Annotated in this window: 16 protein-coding genes; 11 read left to right on the top strand and 5 right to left on the bottom strand. The window is 70.6% G+C overall.

From position 1 onward, the window contains the following. The first annotated feature begins 415 nt into the window (after positions 1 to 415). Positions 416 to 1,438 carry a zinc-dependent alcohol dehydrogenase gene (locus tag QM633_RS11160; RefSeq protein WP_415153833.1) on the top strand — a complete coding sequence of 341 codons (1,023 nt, stop codon included), beginning with the start codon at positions 416 to 418 and terminating at the stop codon, positions 1,436 to 1,438. A gap of 95 nt (positions 1,439 to 1,533) precedes the next feature. Here the strand turns inward: QM633_RS11160 and QM633_RS11155 are convergent, their stop codons facing one another. The 5 genes from QM633_RS11155 to QM633_RS11135 all read right to left on the bottom strand — a co-directional run bounded on the left by QM633_RS11155 (position 1,534) and on the right by QM633_RS11135 (position 11,277). Continuing rightward, positions 1,534 to 2,013: a MarR family winged helix-turn-helix transcriptional regulator gene (locus QM633_RS11155; protein WP_415153832.1), complete on the bottom strand. Its 480-nt coding sequence runs from the start codon at positions 2,011 to 2,013 to the stop codon at positions 1,534 to 1,536. After that, positions 2,010 to 3,797 (bottom strand): MFS transporter, encoded by a 1,788-nt coding sequence (locus QM633_RS11150; RefSeq protein WP_415153831.1) that lies wholly within the window; start codon positions 3,795 to 3,797, stop codon positions 2,010 to 2,012. The genes QM633_RS11155 and QM633_RS11150 overlap by 4 nt, the downstream gene beginning before the upstream one ends. A gap of 164 nt (positions 3,798 to 3,961) precedes the next feature. Next, positions 3,962 to 7,861: an SdrD B-like domain-containing protein gene (locus QM633_RS11145; protein ID WP_415153830.1), complete on the bottom strand. Its 3,900-nt coding sequence runs from the start codon at positions 7,859 to 7,861 to the stop codon at positions 3,962 to 3,964. 289 nt (positions 7,862 to 8,150) lie between these two features. Beyond that, positions 8,151 to 10,580 (bottom strand): LuxR C-terminal-related transcriptional regulator, encoded by a 2,430-nt coding sequence (locus QM633_RS11140; protein ID WP_415153829.1) that lies wholly within the window; start codon positions 10,578 to 10,580, stop codon positions 8,151 to 8,153. A gap of 166 nt (positions 10,581 to 10,746) precedes the next feature. After that, positions 10,747 to 11,277, bottom strand: coding sequence for a TetR/AcrR family transcriptional regulator (locus QM633_RS11135; protein WP_415153828.1), 531 nt, complete (start codon positions 11,275 to 11,277; stop codon positions 10,747 to 10,749). A 102-nt stretch (positions 11,278 to 11,379) separates the two neighbouring features. On the opposite strand from QM633_RS11135, the gene QM633_RS11130 reads away from it, so the two are divergent. From QM633_RS11130 to cofC, 10 genes are all read left to right on the top strand, one after another. Next, positions 11,380 to 12,336, top strand: a complete 957-nt coding sequence (locus tag QM633_RS11130; RefSeq protein WP_415153827.1) for a ketopantoate reductase family protein — start codon at positions 11,380 to 11,382, stop codon at positions 12,334 to 12,336. Between the two features lie 51 nt (positions 12,337 to 12,387). Further along, a complete protein-coding gene (locus QM633_RS11125) occupies positions 12,388 to 12,867 on the top strand; it encodes a DUF6790 family protein (protein ID WP_415153826.1) in 480 nt (159 codons plus the stop codon). Between the two features lie 89 nt (positions 12,868 to 12,956). Next, entirely contained in the window at positions 12,957 to 13,574 is a 618-nt protein-coding gene (locus tag QM633_RS11120; RefSeq protein ID WP_415153825.1) for a TetR/AcrR family transcriptional regulator, read from the top strand. Next, positions 13,571 to 14,821, top strand: coding sequence for an HlyD family secretion protein (locus QM633_RS11115; protein WP_415153824.1), 1,251 nt, complete (start codon positions 13,571 to 13,573; stop codon positions 14,819 to 14,821). Before QM633_RS11120 ends, QM633_RS11115 begins: the two co-directional genes overlap by 4 nt. A 6-nt stretch (positions 14,822 to 14,827) precedes the next feature. Further along, positions 14,828 to 15,625: an efflux RND transporter periplasmic adaptor subunit gene (locus tag QM633_RS11110; RefSeq protein WP_415153823.1), complete on the top strand. Its 798-nt coding sequence runs from the start codon at positions 14,828 to 14,830 to the stop codon at positions 15,623 to 15,625. A gap of 3 nt (positions 15,626 to 15,628) precedes the next feature. Continuing rightward, entirely contained in the window at positions 15,629 to 16,576 is a 948-nt protein-coding gene (locus QM633_RS11105) for an ABC transporter ATP-binding protein (RefSeq protein ID WP_415153822.1), read from the top strand. Then, positions 16,573 to 17,715, top strand: a complete 1,143-nt coding sequence (locus tag QM633_RS11100; RefSeq protein WP_415153821.1) for an ABC transporter permease — start codon at positions 16,573 to 16,575, stop codon at positions 17,713 to 17,715. The genes QM633_RS11105 and QM633_RS11100 overlap by 4 nt, the downstream gene beginning before the upstream one ends. Further along, on the top strand, positions 17,712 to 18,830 hold the full coding sequence (locus tag QM633_RS11095) for an ABC transporter permease (protein ID WP_415153820.1): 1,119 nt from the start codon (positions 17,712 to 17,714) through the stop codon (positions 18,828 to 18,830). Before QM633_RS11100 ends, QM633_RS11095 begins: the two co-directional genes overlap by 4 nt. An 8-nt stretch (positions 18,831 to 18,838) precedes the next feature. After that, positions 18,839 to 19,873, top strand: a complete 1,035-nt coding sequence (locus tag QM633_RS11090; protein WP_415153819.1) for an ATP-binding cassette domain-containing protein — start codon at positions 18,839 to 18,841, stop codon at positions 19,871 to 19,873. A gap of 74 nt (positions 19,874 to 19,947) precedes the next feature. Beyond that, positions 19,948 to 20,622 (top strand): 2-phospho-L-lactate guanylyltransferase, encoded by a 675-nt coding sequence (gene cofC, locus QM633_RS11085; RefSeq protein ID WP_415153818.1) that lies wholly within the window; start codon positions 19,948 to 19,950, stop codon positions 20,620 to 20,622. Positions 20,623 to 20,675: the final 53 nt, after the last annotated feature.

The raw sequence follows: 20,675 nt of genomic DNA, 5'->3' as shown, positions 1-20,675 counted from the left end.
GAATAGGGGACGGTTCCTGACTTGGTCCGTCCGTTGCTCGGTCTGGGGTTGGTGGACCGAGAAGGGAACCGTCCCCGACTCGGTCCGGGTTGGTTGGTCGGGTTCTGGGCTAAATGGGGGACGGTTCCTGACTCGGTCCATCCGGTGCTCGGTCTGGGGTTGGTGGACCGAGAAGGGAACCGTCCCCGACTCGGTCCGGGTTGGTTGGTCGGCGATTGCCACTTGGTGCACCGGGTTGTGGACCGATGAGGGGGCGGCTCATTCGTCTCCACCCACGGTCGGACCCGGCATACCGCGATCGCGGTAGCCAGAGTCGATCTGTCCGGCTGATTCGTGCGTCCCGCCCTCCGGCAAGGCTGGCGGCAGCTGGTCGAGAGTTGACCGGCGCGCGGCACCGGGAAGGGAAGGATCAATCATGAAGGCTGTCTACGTCACCGGTCCGGGAAGGGCTGGCTGGGTGGAGGTGCCCAGGCCCGAGGTCGGGCCTGGCGACGTGCTGATCAAGGTGCGCGCCTGCGGCATCTGTGGATCGGACGGGATGTACACCGTGCACGGGGGCATCCCGCCGCGTGAAGGTGCGACGCCTCTGGGACATGAGCCCGCGGGCGAGGTCGTCGAGGTCGGCGCGAAGGTGGTGGCCGTGAAGGTCGGCGACCATGTGGTGCCGAACCCGATGGCCGCGCCCTCGGGCATCATCGGTTCGGGCGGGGCCCACGGTGGCCTGGCCGACTACTTGCTGATCGAGGACGCCGTGGCGGGCAGGACGCTACGGGTGGTGCCCGACCATCTCCCGTGGGCGGTAGCTGCACTCAATGAACCGATGGCGGTCGCCCACCACGCGGTCAATCGATCCGGAGCGAAGGCAGGGGACACGGCCGTCGTGTTCGGTGCCGGGCCGATCGGGCTCGGCGCGGCGATCAGCCTGAAGTCCAGGGGTGTCGCGCATGTCGTCGTGGTCGACCTGGTCCCCTCGCGGCTGGAGAAGGCCCTGCTGGCCGGCGCGGACGCCGTGATCAACTCCGCGGAGGTGGACGCCGTTGCCCGGCTGCGCCAACTGCACGGCGAGGTTCCCGCTCGGCCAGGACATGCGGCGAAGGCGGGGACGGACGTGTACATCGACGCGGCCGGCGCCGCCCAGGTCGTGACGACCGCCCTGACCGCGGCCAAACGCGGTGCGGTGCTCACGATCGTTGCCGTGCACAAGCGCCCGGTCGAGGTCGACTTTGCCGAGATCCTTGGTGCCGAGATCGACATCCGTACGTCCATGGGCTATCCGTCGGAGATCTTCGAGGTCACCGACGCCCTCATCGACAATTGGGAACGGTACGCGGTGATCGTCAGCGACGAAGTCCCGTTCGAGGGCGCCCTCGAAGCGCTCGCGCTCGCCGCTACCCCGGGTGCGGCCGACAAGGTGGTGGTCACCTTCGACGCCGACTGAGCGCGATCGAGGCGGTTACCCGCAAGCACCCCAGGCGGAGCCAACACTGACGTCGTGGGAGATAGCTCCGCGCGACACCGTCGCGGGTGCAGCGCTCAGCGGCCGGCTGGCACCGGGGCCGCGCAGGTGCCCAGGCTCGCCTCGCTGGCCACGGCCTCCAGCGGCTCGAGCGCCGCGGCGAGCAGGCGGACCTGCTCGTCGTCGAGCACGTCGAGCAGGCGCAGGACGATGCCCGCCTGCTCGGCACGCGTGTCGCGCAGCAGGCGTCTGCCCGCGTCGGTGATCTCGACGATGCTCGAGCGGGCGTCGTCCGGGCTGGGACTCCTGGCGACCAGTCCGCGCTCCTCCAGCGCGCCGACCACTCGGGTGACGGCGGGCTGGGTGAAGCGCTCGATCCGGCCCAGGTCGCTGGGTCGCTGGGCGCCGAAGCGGTCCAGGGTCGACAGCACCGAGAAGTGGCCGATGGCGAGTTCGCCGCTCGCCGGACGCAGCCGTCGTGCCACCCTCGACAGCGCCGGGGTCAGGCGCGCCGCCACCTCCGCCCGGTCGTGGGCGCGTTCGTCCTCGATCCTCATCCCTCACCACCCGGGTCGATCCGGCTGAGCGCGACGGGCTCGACCGCCGGAACCTGCGAGTCCTCGCGCACGGTTCCCTCCAGCGTACGGCCGAGCGCTCCGACATGTTCGTCGTGGACGAACCGCTTGCCCCGGCTCAGCGAGGCGAGCGCACCGATGAAGGACATCACTGCGGCGACCACGAACACCACGACCAGCCCGTCGTGGAACGGCCCGGAGATCAGCTGCGGAAAGAACTCCTTGCCGGTCAGCGCGGCGGCGTCCGCGGGGTCCAGCGAACCCAGCACGGACGGGCCCAGCAGCGACTCGATCGGGTTGTAGCCCAGGAAGGCGGCGAACAGGCTGTCGACGGGTGGCAGGTTGGCCAATTTCCCGGCGACCGCGTCCGGGACGCCGTGGGCGAGCAGTCCGTCGCGCAGGGTGGTCGGAAGCGAACCGGCCAGTCCGACCACCATCAGCGAGAAGAACACGCCGATCGACATCGACGAGCCCGCGTTCTGCACGGTGGCCGACACCCCGGACGCGGCGCCGCGCTCGCTCGCGGGGACGCTGTTCATGATCGCGGTCCGGTTCGGCGCGCCGAACATGCCCGAGCCGATGCCCGAGAGCAGCGACACCACCGCGAACTGCCAGTACTCGAAGTTCACCGGCATCAGCAGGTAGAGCACGAACGTGCCGGCGACGACCAGCAGCCCGACCGACGCGAAGCCGCGTGCGCCGAACCGGTCGGAGAGGGTGCCGGAGATCGGTCCTGCGACGAGGAAGCCGAGCGTGATCGGGAGCATGTAGATCCCTGCCCACAGGGGGGTGTCCTCGTAGGCGTAGCCGTGCAGTGGCAGCCAGATGCCCTGCAGCCAGATGATCAGCATGAACTGCAGGCCGCCGCGTCCGATCGCTGCGAGCAGGGACGCGAGGTTCCCCGCGCTGAAGGCCCGGATCCGGAACAGCCGCAGGTCGAGCATCGGTGCCGGGCTGCGCAGTTCGACCCACACGAACAGGCCCAGGACCGCGACTCCGCCGATCAGGCCGGCCAGCACCCACGGGTTCGTCCATCCGGTGGGCTGGCCGCCGTACGGCTGGATGCCGTAGGTGCTCGCTGCGAGCAGGGCCGTCAGCCCGAGCGAGAACGTGACATTGCCCGGCCAGTCCAGCCGCCCGGGATTGCGCTCGCCGGCCTCGTGCAGCGAGGCGTAGGCCCAGATCGTGCCGACCACTCCGACCGGGACGCTGACCAGGAAGACCGCCCGCCAGTGCACCACGGCGAGGACGCCGCCCAGGACGAGCCCGACGAAGCTGCCCGCGATCGCCGCCACCTGGTTGATGCCCATCGCCAGGCCACGCCGGTCGGCGGGGAAGGCGTCGGTGATGATGGCGGTCGAGTTGGCGAACAGCATCGCGCCGCCGACCGCCTGGACCAGGCGCCACACGATCAGCCACAGCGCGCCGGCGCCGCCCTGGTACGGGACGGCCGCGCAGCCGATCGCCGCGAGCGTGAAGACGAGGAAGCCCAGGTTGTAGATCCGCACCCGGCCGTACATGTCGCCCAGCCGGCCGAAGGCCACCACGAAGACCGCCGTGACCAGCAGATAGCCCATGATCATCCAGAGCAGGTAGCTGACGTTGCTCGCCTGCAACGCGTCCAGCTCGATGCCCTTGAAGATCGCGGGCAGCGAGATCAGCACGATGGAGCCACTGATCGTGGCCATCAGCGTGCCGAGTGTGGTGTTGCTCAGTGCCACCCACTTGTAGCGGGGATGGTCGGATGCAAGGAATGGTTGCCGCATCGTGCAGGCGCCCCCTGGTGAAGAGTAGAAACTTCACACATGGTAAGCACTTCGGGGCCGGAATCACGTCCCGTGGTCGTGCGTAGAACGGCGTAGCGACGAATCGCCGGTCGAGCGTGCTCGTGACACGCTCGACCGGCGATGCGATGGACCCGGTGCGCCGATCAGGCCTGCTGCCGGCGGCGTCGCAGACCGATGCCGACCAGGACCAGGGCGATGCCGGCGATGCCCAGCCCCCACAGCCCGGCGCTGACACCGGTGTAGGCGAGCGAATCGTCACCGTCGTCATCGGAGCCGTCCGACGAGGAGGCTCGCAGGATCACCCCCGCGTCCCAGGTCGGGTCGATGCCCTCCGAGGCGTTCACGGTCCCGTACTCGTACTCCTTGGTCAGCGCGGTGTTCTCCTCGCCCAGCACGATCGTGGTCGTGAGGCCGGTGGAGCGGTCCGCATCGGAGTCGGCGGCGTCGTCCCCGGAGTCGCGAGAGGTGAACCGGTAGGTCTTCTTCTGCTTGTCCGTCAGCGTGAACCGCACCTGGTAGGTGCCTGCCTCGAGATTGTCGAACAGGTAGCGGCCGGCGTCGTCGGTCGTGGTGGTGGCGATCACGTGGCCGTCGCTGTCCAGCAGGTCGACCCGGACCCCGGGCAGGGGATCCTCGTCGTCGCCCTGGCTGCCGTCACGGTTGGCGTCGATCCACACGTAGTCGCCGATGGCGTAGGTCTTGGCGACGAACCCGAAGTCGAGCGTCGGGTCGCGGTCGCCGTCCTCGTGCAGGTCGCCCGGTTCGGTCATCGCCTCCCAGCTGGACGAGTCGCCCTGCCGGTCTCCCTGGCTGGGGCTGGTGGGGACGTAGGGGCGCAGCGCCTCGGCCGACGCTTCGGTGTCGATCCGCACCGTGTAGGTCTGCTCACCGCTCAGGGCGGGCAGGTTCTCGAAGGTGTACTCGCCGTTCGGCCCGGTCGTCACCGGCCCCACCGGGTTGCCGTGGACGTCGGTGACGGGTTCGCCGTCGGGACCGACCAGTTCCAGGACGACGCCGGGGATGCCCGGCTCACCGGGATCCTGCCTGCCGTCGCGGTTGCTGTCGACCCAGACGTAGTCACCCACGGAGACCGACTTGAGCACGACACCGGCGTCCCAGGTGGGATCGATCCCCTCCGACGCCTGCACCTCCCTGTCGTAGTCGCCGGTGAGCGCGGTGTTGGTGCCGTCCAGGACGAACTGCCTGGTCAGCCCGATCCGGCCACCGGTCTGGACCACCGCGTCGGAGTCGTCGGCATCGCTGTCACCGGCGCCCTCGGTGGTGAAGGTGTAGCGGGCGGCCTGCTCCTCGGTGAGGGTGAACCGCACCTGGTAGGTCCCGGCGGGCAGCCCGTCGAACAGGTAGCGGCCCTGCGCGTCGGTGGTGGTCGTGGCGACCACCTCACCCGCCGCGTTGAGGAGGTCCACCGTCACGCCGGGCAGAACGTCCTCGCCGGCATCCTGCACACCGTCGCGGTCGGCGTCGATCCACACGTAGTCGCCCACCGCGTAGGAGATCGGGACGATCTCTGCCCGCGTGGTGCCGATCTGGTTGACGATCGGGACCACGGCCGACGGATCGACGACCTGGACCGCGAAGTACGCCGCGATCGACTCACCGGCGTCGAGGACCGTTCCGTCCTTCTGCCGCAGCGTCACCACGCCGCCGGAGTAGGTGGCCTCGATGTTGCCGCCGATGTCCACCGGGCCGGCCACGGGGTTCTCCGCCGTCGCCGCGTTCGCCGCGGTCACGAAACCGAGGAAGGACACGCCGCTGGGCAGCACGTCGCGGACGTCGGCGATCACGACGCTGTCGTAGTCACCGTGGGGGATGAACTCGACCCGGTAGGTGAAGACGCTCTGGGTCAGCTGGCCCCCGGCGTCCCGCTGCGCCTTCAGGGTCTGCACCCAGGCCTCGTCGCCACGGTCGTACACCGTCTTGCGGACCTCGGCCTCGTCCCCGTAGGAGGTGGCGTCCAGGCTGCTCTCCGACCAGTAGTCGGGATCGCCGTCCTCGCCGAACAACGTGGCGCGGTTCGTGATGGTCCTGGTCTCCTTGCCCTCGAAGGGCACCGTGGTCAGCGCGATGTTGACCACCAGGCGCTTGTCGGCGCCGCGCGTCGTCACGACGGCCTTCCCGGCGTCGCTCAGGGCGATCACCAGGTCCTTGTCCGCGTCGATGCTGGTGACGAAGTGGGTGGAGTTCAGGGCCTGCCCGTCGTAGGTTCCGCTGATGTCGATGGCGGACGGGTCGCTCAGGTCGAAGATCGTGTCGTCGATGTAGTCCACGATCCGACTGGTGCGGACGTCGATGCCCTTACCCGCGGCGACGGTGAAGGTGTAGTGCATGGTCACCGTGTCGCCCGGGTCGACGGCCGCGTCGTCGGTGGTGCCCTGCTTGGTGAAGACGCTGGAGTCGTTGATGCCGTTGGACGTGTCCTCGGGCAGGGTCACGATCTTGGCGTCGCGGTTGACGGTGTACGGACTGCCGTCGCGGTAGGTGAACTGGGCGGTGTTGCGCAGCCGGTAGGCGTGCCCGTCCTTGATGGTGGTGCCCCCGGAGTGGTCGGGCAGGCCCGTGACGGTGTTGACCTGTGCCTTCACCGCGATGTCGAGGCTCGTGCCGGAGTCCTTGCCCACGTTGATCAGCAGGACCTGACCGCTGACGCAGTAGGTCCCGACCTGGGCGTCCACGGCCATCGCCGCGTCGGTGCAGGCCACGCCGTCCGCGGCAGGAGCCAGCGCCAGGTTGCCGCTGACGGTGAGGAAGGCCGGGTCGGTGGTGTTCCAGCTCGCCTGGACCGGCAGTGCGTCGCGGATCACGATGTTGCGGGTCAGCGTGTAGTTCGCGTGGTCGGGCCGGCCGTCCCACTGGGCGAGGTCCGCGTGCAGGGTGTAGGTGATGTCCTCGGGCGGGGTCAGCGTGCCGTCGGCGTTGGCCTTCAGTTCCTGGGTCGTCCAGTCGGAGGTCTTGCCGAACGCGGAGCCGGGGGTCGGCCCGGGCGCGGCCGGCAGGGTGCCGGTCAGCTGCAGCGTCGCCGAGCGGTTCTCGGTGCCGAAGCTCGCCGTGTTCTGCAGGGAGACGGAGAAGTTCCCCGGGTCTCCGTTCCTCGCGTCGGCCGCGGCCTGCAGCTGCGTCTGCAGGGCGAGGCGGGCCGCCTCGTCCGGCACGGTCACGGCATAGGTGATGACCAGGATCGAGTCGGCAGGCAGGTCGACGCTGCTGGTGAAGGAGTTGCCGGTGATGGTCGGCGAGAAGGCGAACGGGTTCGTCTCGCGGTTGAGCCCGTCGGCGTCCCAGGTGGTCAGCTGCGCGGAGAAGGAGGCCGCCAGGTAGGCGAGGTTGGCGGGCAGCTGGTCGGCGATGGTCAGGCCGTTGCGCGCCTCGGCGCTGGTCACCCGCAGCGTGTAGGTGGTCAGGGTGGAGCCGATCACACCGGTGCTGAGGCTCACCACCCCGTCGGAGGAGACCGACACGACGTTGCTGCGGTTGTCCGGGGAGAGGTTCTTGCTCTGCCCGTTGGTGACATTGGCGAACTCGTCGCCGGAGTTGCGGATGATCACGTCACGGGAGGACTCCTCGCCGTCGATCTTCCAGGTGATCTTGTCCTTGGTGCTCTCGTCCACGGCGTTCACGGTGAACTTCAGGTCGGAGACCCCCTGGTTCACCCCGTTCGGCCACGGGTCGGCGAAGGTGATCCGGACCTTGTTCCCGTCCTTGACCACACTGGCGATGGCCGTGTTCCCGCTCGGCACGGTCGTCAGGGTCACATTGTCGCCGAGTTCGAACTCGACCGTCGAGCCCGGGGCGACCTGGTCGGTGTACTGGAGCCGAAGAGTCAGGGTGTCACCCTCGGTGACCACTGGCGTCCCCTCGTAGCTGTCGCCGTTCAGCAGCAGGCTGGCGCTGATGCCGGTGGTGGCATAGGCCGTGGGCGCGACGAACCCGAGGGTGACAACCGCGAGGATCAGGCTGAGCAGGCCCGCAAGCCCGCGTCGGGTCAGCTGCTGTCTTGGGGTAGGGGCAACGATCTGGCTCGTCAAAGTGGGACTCCCGCTGACGAGGGGTTCCGCGCTGACTCGATTCGTCACGAGAAGACCTCGGAAACCCCATGATGGGCACGGACACCTCATTTTCCGTTGGCCCGGGTGCCGGCTGTCGCCGCACGGGCGGAAACCACCCCGCGGGGTAGTCCGGGGGCGTTGTCCGCCTACCCCGAGGGTGGGTCGCCGGCCCGCGTGCGGGCGGGCGACCCGTCGGGGACGGTTCCGTTCGTGCCGGGCGGATCCTGCCGACCGGAGGCGATCCGGCGCATCCTGGCCCGGAACCGGGCTAGAGCCCCAACCTCGCCGCAGCCTCCAGCGCCTCGTCGCGGCTGTTGGCGCCGAGCTTGCGCATCAGCTTGGCCCGGTGGAATTTGACGGTGTTGACCGAGAGGAACATCGCTTCCGCCATGGTCCGGTTGGACGCCCCGTCGCGGAGGAAGCGGAGGATCTCGAGCTCCCGCGCCGACAGGTCTCCGGGAGGCGTCCGCTCCGTCCTGGCGTAGTCGCACGCCTGCTCGAGTCGGAGGTCGGCGGCGCCGGGGTGGTCACGGATGATCTCGGCCAGCTGCTGGACCTCGTCGGGGCTGGCGAGTGAGAGGATCACCGGCGCGAGACCGGAGGACGGAAGGACGGTGATCGCACGCTCCAGCGCCGACCGTGCGACCGCGAGGCGGCCCGCGCGAAGCGCGTTGAGCGCCTCCATCAGCCAGACGCCGTGGTTGATCCTCGGGGCGAAGGCGGCATCGGAGAACGGCTCGGCGCCCTCCTGCGGCGGAAGAAACTCCGGCGAGGGCAGATCCCGCCCGATCAGCCGTCGCATCAGGACGTTCGCCCACTCGTGGGACTGTCCGGCCGCCTCGAGGGCCGGGTCCCGGTTCCAGATGCTCGCCCGGTCGTACTGCCGGGCGACGCTGGCCAGCTCGGCGGCCTCGCCCTGGATCGCCAGGATGATCGCCCGTGTGAACAGCAGCCCGGGCCACTCGACCGGACGTGCCACCCGATCGCTCGCCAACCGGCAGTGCGCCTCGGCGAGCGCCAGATTCCCCGCGTCCAGTTCCCTCCACATGATCGCGAGATGGGCGGCCACCGCATCGCCTTCCCGCGAGTATCCCCGCCAGCCGGACAGCACCACGGCGGCCTCGACCGGGTCCTCCCTGCCCCGTTCCCGGCTCGAGAACAACACCAGGCGGGACGCGAAGGCGAGTCTCGCCCCGGTGGGATCGAGCCGGCGCCGGTCGGCCTCGATCGTCCGGATCGCGTACTGCGCGAACTCGGAGGCGAAGGTGGTGTTGCCGAGCTGGAGCGAGGTCTGTGCGACGACCAGCAGGTCCGAGACCGTCGCCGGAGCGAGAACGGGCGCGGCGGCGGCCGGCAGTTCCGCGGCCAGATCCCGCGCCCGGATCGCGAAATTCTTGATCAGCTCGGGCTCGCCGCTCTGCCGGGCCAGCTCGAGGCCACGGGCCAGTGCGGCCAGTCGATCCCAGGGCTCGCGAGGAGTGTTGGCGACCACATTGGTGGCGATCGCGGAGGTCACGCCCGGGGCCGGGGGCCGGCCGGGCTGGAGGGCGACCCGCAGCCAGATGCAGAGCAGCCCGGGGTACCCGGCGAGCTGCTGCGGACTGAGTTCCTGCAAGGTGCGCCAGATCGGCTGGTTCCCGTCGGGCAGCAGGTCCCACAGCCAGTCGCGCAGGAGCCGCTCGGCGCCGCCCAGGTCTCCCGTCGCCACCAGGGTGGCGACGCGGAGCTCGTGGTCGTCCACGCGCTCGGCGGCGGCCAGGACGCGGTCCGACAGCTCCTGCGGGCGATCGCCGATCTCGTCGAGGAACCGGGCGATGCTGAGCCGCACCGGTTCGTACCAGAAGAACATGCGCTCACGCGTCGCCGCGACGTAGGTCATCTCTCCCAGGCCGAGTCGCTGGAGCCGATGGAGGTGGGAGGCGGCACGGTCGTCCTGAGCGATGACTCTCGCCTCCACGGCGGAGAAGCGTGGCACTCGCACCAGGTGGGTCACGAAGTCGGCGACCCCTGAGCCCAGCAGGTCCGGCCCCAGCCGGCCAAGGAACGCGCTGAGCGCCTGTCCGGAGGTAATGGTGCCCAGCATGGCTTCGTCGGGAAATGCCTCCAGCACGGCGGCCACCAGACCGGGATGTCCGCGCGTCACGTGGTGGACGGAGGTCGCGGCACCGTTGACCGGCGCGAGGTTGCTGGCCCGCATGAGCGTCCCGACCTCGTCCGCGGTGAACTCCAGGTCCTGGTCGTCCAGGACGGCGTAGGGCAGCCCCCACTGGGTGGCCGCCTCGATGACCGGCGACCCGTCGAACAGTGCGATCACCATCCGGAGGCGATCGGCGCCCACGACGAGGCCCAGGAGTTCGGTGAGGGCGTCGGAAGGGAGATGGTCGGCGCCATCGAGACCGAGCGCCACCGGCATCGGCAACTCCTGCACCTGGCGCCGCAGGGCCGCCACGCCGTCTTCGGGGCCGGCCGGGACGGTGGTGGCGCCGATCCGCCGGAGCGTCGCCCCGATCATCCCCCGCACCTGGCCCAGGTTGGCCTCCGCCGCCAGTCGGAGCACGATCCGCCGTTCCGCCGCCTGTTCCCTCGCCCACTGGTTGAGCAGCGTCCGCTTGCCGCCACCGGGCACTGCTTCGACCACGACCAGCGGCAACGGTGAGTCCAGAGCCTCCAGCAGGCGCTCCCGACGCACGTCAGCCATCCCCCCACCTCAATTCCCCACCGCCTGCGTCCCGCTGGCCCGCCAGCCAGCCGGTGTCACGCACATAGTGCTATCAGCAACGCCCAGAAGTTTCCACATCAGCCCCGCCGTTCGCAGGTCATTTCAACAGGAGCTGCCGGGTGGGGGCCGCGCGGAGGGCGGCCGGTCAGACCGGCCTGAGTCCTGTGACCAGGAGTTCGACCGCCGCCCGCGCCTCGGCTGGCCAGTCCGGGCGATCGGCCGTGGAGCCGATTCCGTGCAGGACGACCATCACCCCTCCCGGAAGGATGCCGGGCCGGATGGCTCCCTCGGCGGCGGCCCGGTCCATCAGTTCGGCCACCGTGCGCTCCAGTTCGCCCCCGCCGTCGGCCTGGACGTCCGGGGTCGCCAGGGCGGCGAGCGTCCGGGCGAGCGCGGCGTGGGCGATGACGTAGTCCGTGAAACCGCGCAGGAAGGCCTCGAGCTCCTCCGCGGCGGGCCGGGCGGACGTGCGCGCCCGTTCGCACAGCGCCGTCACCTCGCCCTGGTAGACCGCCGCGGCCAGCGCCTCCCGGGTCGGAAAGTGCCGGTAGAGGGTGCCGACGCCCACCCCGGCGCGCCTGGCGAAGTCGTCGAACCGCAGTTGGTCGTTGCGTTCGAACGCGACTCTCGCGGCCGCGACGATCGCGTCCCGGTTGCGGCGGGCATCGGCGCGCATCGCTCCTCCTCCGGACGCCTGTCCTTGACAATCGGAGATGACCTCCATATCTTAGCATTTGGAGATCGTCTCCACTTAGCCGCCGAGAATGAGGTCCCGACGATGCGCATCCTGATGTTCGGCCGGGGAGTGATCGCAACGATCTATGGTCAGGCGTTCCAATCCGCCGGCCACGACGTCGAGTTCTACGTCCGTCCTGGCCGCGCGGCGCTGTACGGGGACAGCGTGCGGCTGGACCTCATCGACGCGCGCAGGACGCGGCGCGGTCGCAGGGTCCGGCGGGCGGTGCCGATCCGGCTCCGGGAGTCCGTCGACGCCGGGGACCGGTTCGATCTCGTCGTGGTCAGCGTGGCACACCATCGCCTCCCGGGTGCGGCCGCGTTCCTCGCTCCCCGGGTGGGCGAGGCCACGGTCCTGGTCTTCGGCAATGTGTGGGCAGAGCCGCTGGCCGCCGTCGCACCGCTTCCCGCCGCCCAGGTGGTGTGGGGGTTTCCGCAGGCCGGCGGCGGTTTCGACGGCGACGACGTCCTGCACGGCGCGCTGCTGCGAACCGTGATCCTGGGTGCGGCGGGTGGTTCGCCCAGCACGCGCGAACTCGCCGTACAGGCGGCCTTCCGGCAGGCCGGCTTCCGGGTCAGGGCGGAGGGCGACCTGCGCGCGTGGCTCTGGCTGCACTTCGTGGCCGATGTCGGCATGCACGCGCAGGGGTCTCGCCACGGCGGGCTGGCGAACATGATCGGCGACCGTCGCGCCCTGCGGGAGGCCCTGCTGACGAGCCGGGAACTGCTGCCCGTCCTGCGTGCGCGCGGGGTCGACCTCCGACGACATCGCGGCGCCCTGGTTCCCTACCGGTTGCCCGGCGCCTCGGCCGCGATCATGGCGTGGGCGACCGCCCACCTGCCGATCGCTCGGGTGAGCCTGGCGGCACACACCGATCCCGACGCTGCCGAGCCGCGTGCCGTGCTCCGCGACGCATGGCAGGAGGCGCGCCGTCTCGGCGTCGCGACCCCTCGGCTGGAGACGGCCCTCGCGCAGCCCCGCCGACCAGCCGAGGGGTAGCCGCTCGGTCCGACCGGCCTCCCCGCCCCGAGTGGGTTCAGACTGTCGGTCATGGCCTACGTCATCGGCGTTCTTCTGCAGACGGTGGTGCTGCCCGTCGCGTCCGGCACCATCGAGTGGGCGCTGCGCGGGGGAGATCCGATCGAGGTCTACGGGCGATGGTGGGTGTTCTGGGGAGTGGGAACGCGGCTCGTGGTGGCCGGCGTCGTGCAACTGGTCCGCCCGGAGATCACCGCCGGGATCCTCGGCTCCGCCGCACCCCTGCCCGCCCAGCGGCAGCTCACCCGTGAACTCGCGACGGCGAACCTCGGAATGGGGCTGGCCGGCCTGTTCGCCGTCGTTCCGGCATGGGCGGCGCCGGCCGGCGCCGCCGGCGGGATGTTCCTGCTCGCGGCCGGGCTGATGCACCTCACGACGAGGGGCAAGAACTCCAGGGAGATCCTGGCCACCTGGACCGACCTGCTGGTCGGAGTCGTCGCGCTCGTCCTCGTCGCCCGCTTCCTGGTCCCGGCTCTGCGGGGCTCGCTCTGAGTGGGCGGCGGCACCGCCCCGGGCGGGGCGGACGACCTGCAAGCAAGTAACCACTTGCAATCACGAGAGAGCGGATCTACCGTGAGGGCATGAGCCCTACCACCGGGTCGTCCGCCACGGACGCCGAGGCCCCCTCGACGACGGAGGCGATTCTCGACGCGACCCTGCAGGTTCTCGGCGAGCGGGGGCTCAAGGGAGCGACGACCCGGCTGATCGCCCAGCGTGCCGATGTGAACGAGGTCACGCTCTTCCGCAAGTTCGGAACGAAGAAGAAGCTGATCCAGGTCGCCATCGAGCAGAAGTTCGCGACCGTCCGGCGGACGTTCGGCGGCTACACCGGCGACATCGAGGCCGATCTCCTCCGGCTGGCCGACACCTACCTCGCCGTGCTGGACGGGGTGGGGCCGGCCGCACGGGTGATTCTCACCGAAGTGCTGTACGACCCCGAGCTGGCGCGATCGATCCGTGGCCCCGAGCAACTGTTCGCGGCGGTGTCCCAGATGCTGACCCGGTACCAGGAGGAGGGCGTCCTGCGGGACGAACCGCCGCTGAGCCTGGTGCCGGCGTTCATCGGGCCGATGCTGATGCCCTACGTCGTCAAGGCCATCGCGGACTCCATCGGTCTCGGACCGCTGCAGTTCGACGTGCACGCCCACGTCAGCGGGTTCCTGTACGGACGGATCGGCACGCGCGGGGAACCGCGATGAGCGGGCGCAAGCTCGCCGGCGGCCTGGCGGTGCTCGCCCTCCTGGCCGGCTGCGCGACGACGGCATCGACCGGGTTCACCGTCACCGGCACCGTCGACGACGACACCGACGCCGTGGCCGTCCCGATCCTCGCCGCGGCGGTCGTGGACGTGGGCGCCGGCTTCGCCGACGGCGACACCGCGACCGTGACCGATCCGGCCGCGATCCTCGGGCTCGGTTCGTCCGTGCGGTTGTCATCGGTGACGGTCCGCGAGGGCGACCGGGTGGCTGCGGGTCAGGTCGTGGCCCGGCTCGACGACGGCACCCTGGCGGCCCAGGTCGCGGTCGCGGAGGCCGACCAGAAGGCCGCGCGGGCGCAGGTCGACGTGCTCGAGGCCGCGATCGACACCACGGACGACAAGGCCCGTGACGTCCAGGACGCGCAACGCAAGGTCGACGACGCGCTGACGAAGGCGAAGAAGACCAGGACGCAACTCGCCAAGGCCCTGACCCAGCTGAGGAAGGCCCGCGGGCAACTCGCAGCGAAGCTGGCCGCCGTCGAGCAGCTCCTGGCCAACTACCCGCCGGGCCCCCCGCCCGGCACCCCCACCCAGGAGGAGTTGCGGGCGGCGATCGCCCAGCTGAAGGCGGCGATCAGGACCGTCGAGGCGAACATCGTCAAGATTAGGAAGGCGCAGCCCCAGCTGGAGGCCGGGATCAGGAAGGCCGGCCAGGCGTCCCGCAGGCTCGACGAGGCCGCGGACAGGATCGCCGACGCGCGGGCGAACCTGAAGGACGCCAAGGTGCTCGCCGGGATCACCGCGGACGCGGCCGGCATCCCGGTCGAGCTGGCCCGCGTCCAGATCGGCCTGACCGAACTCACCGCCCCGGTGTCGGGAGTGGTCACCGGCGCCGCGCGGACCGGCGACGTGCTGGCGCCCGGCGCGAGCGTGGTGGAGATCCGTCCGGACGGGCCGAGCACGGTGACGGCCTGGCTGTCCCCGGCGCAGGCCGCCCAGGTGTGCCTCGGCGACGCGGCAGCGATCAGCGGCGACTGGATGCCGGAGGCGTCCGGGGTCGAGGCGTCCCTCACCCGGCTCGGCACGGCGTACACCTACCCGCCCTCGGACGTGACCACGGACGAGATCCACCTGACCAGGGCGCTGGAGGTCCAGTTCAGCGCCACCACCGACCAACTGCCCGCCGGGGTCCCGGTGGACGTCACCCTCACCGGCTGCCGGCCGGCGATCGACGAGACGAACGGATGAACGAAGATGGCTGACACCCCGCGCAGACGGCCACCCAGGCCGGTGATCGCGATCCTGCTGCTGTTGCTGGTCGGTGGCGGCATCTGGTGGTGGTGGAGCTCGAGCCACACTGCCCAGACCGCCGAGGCCGCCTCCACCCTGACCGGATCGGTCGAGGCGGACACCTACCAGGTCGCGCCGGCGATCTCGGGACGGGTGGGACGGGTGCTGGTCGCCGAGGGCGACGCGGTGAAGAAGGGACAGACGCTGGTCACGCTGGACGACGCCGCCCTGAGGCTGCAGGTGGAGCAGGCCAAGGCAGGCGTGACCGCGGCGAAGGCCGCGCTGACCAACGTCAGGAACGACGACGACTCCACCGACGCCGACGTGACAGCGGCGAAGGCGAAGGTGACCCAGGCCGAGGCGGCCGTCGAACTCGCCCGCACCCAGCGGGCCTACACCACGATCACCGCCCCGCACGCCGGTACCGTGACCTCGGTCACGGTCAACGTGGGCGAGAACGCGTCCGCCGCCCGGACGCTGCTGACCCTGACCGATCCGGGCAGCCTGTTCGCCCGGGTCTACGTGGCCGAGACCGAGATCGGGAACGTCAAGGTGGGCCGGGCGGCGACCGCGACCACCGACTCCAGCGCCGCCACCTTCGCCGGCACGGTGACCTACGTCGCGACCTCCGCGCAGTTCACGCCGAACACGATCCAGACCAAGGACCAGCGCGTGAAGCTGGTCTACGAGGTCCGGGTCAGGCTCAGCGACGACTCCGGAACGCTGAAGCCCGGCATGCCGGTCGACGTCGCCCTGTCCTGAGCCATGGGTGGACAGCAGCAGGCCCCCGCCGCACCGGCCGTCCGTGTGTCCGGGCTGCGGCGCAGCTTCGGCGCGGTGGTCGCCGTCGACGGCGTCGACCTCGAAGTGGACGACGGCGGGGTCTTCGGGCTGCTCGGCCCGGACGGGGCGGGCAAGTCCACCCTGATCCGGATGCTGGCGACCACGCTCGCGCCCGACGCGGGCCGGGCCGAGGTGTTCGGTCTGTCGGTGACCGGCGACACCGCTGCGGTACGGCCGCGGATCGGCTACATGTCACAGCGGTTCTCGATGTACCCGGATCTCTCGGTGGCCGAGAACATGGAGTTCTTCGCGACCGTCCGCGGCGTGTCGAAGGCGGTCCGCCGGGAGCGCGCGCCCCGGCTGCTGGAGGCGATGGGGCTGGCCGAGTTCGCGGACCGGCAGGCGCAACACCTCTCCGGCGGGATGAAGCAGAAGCTGATGCTCGCCACGACCCTCATGCACGAGCCCGACCTGCTGCTGCTCGACGAGCCGACCACCGGCGTCGACCCGGTCTCGCGGCGCGAGTTCTGGCGGATCCTCGCCGGGCTGCACCGCGAGGGGAAGACCGTGCTGGTCGCCACCCCGTACATGGACGAGGCCGAGCGGTGCACGCAGATCGCGTTCCTCGATGCCGGGAGGATCCGCCAGGCGGGCACCCCCGCCGAGATCAAGGCGCTGGTCCCCGGCACGCTGTTCGAGGTGCGCACCGCCGACTCCCGCACCGCGACCCGCGTCCTGGCCGGGCTGCCCGGCGTCCTCTCCGCGCACCCCCTGGGCGACGTGGTCCGGGTGCTCTGGGACGGCACGGGCCGGCCGGAACCGGTGCTCGCCGCCGCCGGGCTCCAGGACACGGCGATCGACCCGATCACCCCTGACATGGAGACCGTGTTCGCCTACCTGGCCGACGCGCAGCAGGCGGGCGCGGCGTGAACGGGCTGACCAGGATCGGCGCGGTCGTCGTCAAGGAGTTCCGCCACCTGGGCAGGGACCGGCGGATGCTGGCCGTGGTCGTGCTGCTGCCGGTGATGATGCTGCTGCTGTTCTCCTACGCCTTGAGCTTCGACATCGAGAACGTCACCACCATCGTCGTCGACTCCGACCGCACGGCGACCAGCCAGCAGTATGTGCAGCGCTACGAACAGTCGGCCTTCTTCACCGTGGTCGCCCACGGCGAGGCCATGAGCGACGTCGACGCCGCGTTCGCGGAGGGAACGGCCAAGGTCGCGGTGATCATCCCGGCCGGCTTCGAGCACGCCGTTCGCTCCGGCGGGCGCGCCGAGGTCGCCGTGCTCGTGGACGGCACCGAGCCCAACTCGGCGAAGGTCGGCAGGTCCTACTCGGTCGCGATCAACCAGCTGTTCTCCACCGAACTGACCAGGGCGTGGGCGGAGCAGCAGGGCATCGACACCTCCAGCCTGGGCAGCCTCGACCCGCGGATCCGCACCTGGTACAACCCCGACCGGCGGTCCTCCGACTTCCTGATCCCCGGCCTGATGGTGGTGATCCTCGCGATCGTGACCGTCCAGCAGACCGCGGTCACGCTCGTCCGCGAACGCACGCTGGGCACCGAGGAGCAACTCGAGGTCAGCCCGATGCGCAAGCTGGAACTGATGATCGGCAAGGTCATCCCGTGGACGGTCCTGGCGTTCGTCGACGTCGTGGTGATCGTCGCCATCGGAGTGCTCGGGCTGGGGGTGCCGTTGCGCGGCAGCGTCCTGGCCCTCGCCGTCGGCGCGACCCTGTTCATCCTGTCCAGCCTCGGCATGGGCCTGGCCGTCTCCGCCGTCGCGCCGAGCGAGGACACCGCCAACATCGCCGCCTTGATGATCGCGCTGCTGCCGTCCTTCCTGCTGTCCGGCTTCGTCTTCCCGCTGGAACAGATGCCCGAGGTGGTCCAGTGGATCTCCTACGTGTTCCCCGCGCGGTACATGGTGTCGCTCTCACGCGGGGTGTTCCTGAAGGGCGCGGGGTTCGCCGAGCTGTGGCCGGAACTGACCGCGCTCATCGTGATCACCGTGATCCTGATCGCGATGTCCACCCTGATGTACGCACGGAAGGCACGCCGATGATCCGCCGCATCCGACTGCTGATCTGGAAGGAGTTCCTGCAGTTGCGCCAGGACCCCTTCCTGGCCGGCATCCTGGTGATCGCCCCCGTCGTCCAGCTGCTCGTCTTCGGGTACGTCGTCGCCGTCGACATCTCCCACCTCAACACCGCGGTCGTCGACCTCGACCGCACCGGCGTGTCGCGCTCGATCGACTCGGCCTTCTCCAGCTCGGAGTACTTCACCGTGGTACAGCGCCCGGGGTCGGAGGCCGAGATACGGCAGCTGATGGACCAGGGCACGATCCAGGTCGCCCTGGTCATCCCCGAAGGCACCCAGGACGCGCTGACCGACGGCCGGACCGCTCCGATCGGCGTCGTCGTGGACGGCTCGGACTCCCAGGTGTCCACCGTCGCCGGCGCGTACGCGTCCCAGATCATCGCCGGCATCAACAGCGCCCGGATGGCTGCGGCGGGAGCAACGATCGGCGGCCCGGGGGTGGACGCGCAGGTGCGCGTGCTGTACAACCCGACGCTGGACTCGATCAACACCATGGTCCCCGGCCTGATCGCGGTGATCTCGATGATCTCGCTGATGATCGTGATGAGCCAGGCCGTCGTGAAGGAGCGCGAGTCCGGGACGCTGGAGCAGATGTTCGTCACCCCGATCAGGGCGGGTGAGTACATCGTCGGCAAGATCACGCCCTACGTGCTGCTCGCGATCGTCCAGATCGCCGTCGTCGCCAGCGTCGGCATCGGCTGGTTCCACGTCCCGTTCCACGGCAACGTGTGGGTGATCGCCACCGGGATGCTGCTGTTCATGATGACCAGCATCGGGCTGGGCCTGCTGATCTCGCTGATGGCCAACACCAGGCAGCAGGCGCAGCAGGTGATCGTCTTCCTGATGCTGCCGTTCATGATCCTGTCCGGGTTCATCTTCCCCGTCGAGGCGATGCCCGGCTGGCTGCAGGCGGTCAGCGCCTTCATCCCAATGACCTACATCCTGGAGGTGCTGCGCGGCAGCTTCGTGAAGGGCAGCGGGTTCGCCGACCTCGCCAGGCCACTGCTCGTTCTCGCCGTCTACGGGGTGGCCATCTTCAGCATCGCCGTCGCGGCCACCCGGCGCCGGATCACGGCATAGGACGCCCGGTGAGCACCGCAGAGCAGACACCCGCCGTCGCCATCTCCGTCCGCGGGCTGGCCAAGACCTTCGGCGGCTTCACCGCCGTCGACCACATCGACCTGGTGGTGCCGCGCGGCCAGATCTTCGGGTTCCTCGGCCCCAACGGCTCGGGCAAGACCACCACGATCCGCATGCTCACCGGCACCATGCGCCCGGCGGCGGGCAGCGTCCGGATCCTCGGTGAGGACGTGGTCCGCCACCCGCACCGCGTCCAGCCGCGGATCGGGTACATGAGCCAGAAGTTCGCGTTGTTCGAGGACCTCACCGTCGAGCAGAACCTGCGCTTCTACGCCGGCATCTACGACCTGCCCGCGGAGACGTTCGCCGCGCAGCGCGAGTACGTGCTGCGGATGGCCGACCTCGTCGGACGCGAGGGCGAACTCACCCGCAACCTGTCCGTCGGCTGGCGGCAGCGGCTGGCCCTGGGAGCGGCGACCATCCACGACCCCGAGCTGCTCTTCCTCGACGAGCCGACCTCCGGGGTGGACCCGGTCGCCCGCCGCCAGTTCTGGGACCTGCTCTACGAACTCGCCGGGCGCGGAGTCACCCTCTTCGTCACCACGCACTACATGGACGAGGCGGCGTACTGCAATCGGCTGGCGTTCATCTACCGCGGCCGGATCATCGCCGACGGCAGCCCTGCCGACCTGCGCGCCCGGCACAGCCAGCCCATCTTCGACATCACCCTGGACAGGGCGGACGACGCCCTCGACTGGCTCGAGCACGCCGACGGCATCGACGACGCCTACCTCTCCGGCGCCAGCCTGCACGCCGTCCTGCCGCAGGGCGCGACCACCACCTCGGAGGAGTTGCGCGAGCGCCTCGCCCGGTCCGGTTTCGCCGACGCCAGGGTCAGCGAGGTCGAGCCGTCCATCGAGGACGTCTTCGTCAACCTGGTCACCGAACAGGAGCGGACCGGAGCCGGCGGGGCGAGCCCCAGCCCCGCTGAGGAGCACAGCCGGAAGCACCACCACGGTGAACGCTCCGGCGACCCGCGTTGATCGGCCGCCGTGCCGCGACCGGGCATCGCGGGAGGGCTGACCCGGCTCCGCCGGGACCGGGGAAAATGGGTGTCGTGGGCTGGACGGTGGTGGTGCCGGTGCGGGGCGGGGGGCGCGGCAAGTCACGCCTGCCTGCGGCCGTGGGCGGGGTCGCGCGTCCGCGCTGGGTGCTGGCGTTCGCGGCGGACACGATCGCTGCGCTGCGGTGGTCGGCGCCCGTCGAGCAGGTCGTGGTGGCGCTGTCCGCGCCGTTCCCCGAGCTCACCGGGCTGGCCGGGCACCGCGGTTCGGGTGGCCTGGTCCGGCCCGGCGGGTCGAGGCGGCCGGCGCCGGTCTCGTTCCACCTCGACGCCGCCCCCCGCGGCCTGAACGCCGCGATCGTCGCCGCGTGCGCCGGCCTGGGCGAGGGTCCGCTGGCCGTGCTCCCCGGCGACCTGCCCTGCCTGCGGCCGACGGACGTCGCCGACCTGCTCCGGGTGGCCGCGTCCCTCGGCCGCGTGGTGGTGCCCGACACCGACGGCCGGGGGAGCGTCGCCCTCGCCGCGGTGTCCGGCGGCCTGACGCCGCGGTTCGGGAACGGATCCTTCGCCGCGCACCGGGCCGCGGGCTACCGGGCGGCAGTGGCGGGGGACCGGCTGCGTCGCGACGTCGACACACCGGCCGACCTGGCCGAGGCGCTCTCGCTCGGCGTCGGCGGTGCCACCTCTGCCCTGGCCCGCGAGGCCGGGCTGCTGCCCGCTGCGGGCTGACCCGGCGGCGCAGCCCTGGCGGGCGTCACCGACACCGGCACGGTGGCCGCGCG

Origin of the sequence: Propionicimonas sp., assembly GCF_047606205.1 — a bacterium.
Taxonomy (GTDB): domain Bacteria; phylum Actinomycetota; class Actinomycetes; order Propionibacteriales; family Propionibacteriaceae; genus Propionicimonas.
This window is presented reverse-complemented; position numbering and strand designations above follow the sequence as displayed.

Bases quoted from the DNA above. Each gene is read 5' to 3' on its own strand.
- QM633_RS11160 (WP_415153833.1), top strand. From the start codon at position 416: ATGAAGGCTGTCTACGTCACCGGTCCGGGAAGGGCTGGCTGGGTGGAG.
- QM633_RS11155 (WP_415153832.1), bottom strand. From the start codon at position 2,013: ATGAGGATCGAGGACGAACGCGCCCACGACCGGGCGGAGGTGGCGGCG.
- QM633_RS11150 (WP_415153831.1), bottom strand. From the start codon at position 3,797: ATGCGGCAACCATTCCTTGCATCCGACCATCCCCGCTACAAGTGGGTG.
- QM633_RS11140 (WP_415153829.1), bottom strand. From the start codon at position 10,580: ATGGCTGACGTGCGTCGGGAGCGCCTGCTGGAGGCTCTGGACTCACCG.
- QM633_RS11135 (WP_415153828.1), bottom strand. From the start codon at position 11,277: ATGCGCGCCGATGCCCGCCGCAACCGGGACGCGATCGTCGCGGCCGCG.
- QM633_RS11130 (WP_415153827.1), top strand. From the start codon at position 11,380: ATGCGCATCCTGATGTTCGGCCGGGGAGTGATCGCAACGATCTATGGT.
- QM633_RS11125 (WP_415153826.1), top strand. From the start codon at position 12,388: ATGGCCTACGTCATCGGCGTTCTTCTGCAGACGGTGGTGCTGCCCGTC.
- QM633_RS11120 (WP_415153825.1), top strand. From the start codon at position 12,957: ATGAGCCCTACCACCGGGTCGTCCGCCACGGACGCCGAGGCCCCCTCG.
- QM633_RS11115 (WP_415153824.1), top strand. From the start codon at position 13,571: ATGAGCGGGCGCAAGCTCGCCGGCGGCCTGGCGGTGCTCGCCCTCCTG.
- QM633_RS11110 (WP_415153823.1), top strand. From the start codon at position 14,828: ATGGCTGACACCCCGCGCAGACGGCCACCCAGGCCGGTGATCGCGATC.
- QM633_RS11105 (WP_415153822.1), top strand. From the start codon at position 15,629: ATGGGTGGACAGCAGCAGGCCCCCGCCGCACCGGCCGTCCGTGTGTCC.
- QM633_RS11095 (WP_415153820.1), top strand. From the start codon at position 17,712: ATGATCCGCCGCATCCGACTGCTGATCTGGAAGGAGTTCCTGCAGTTG.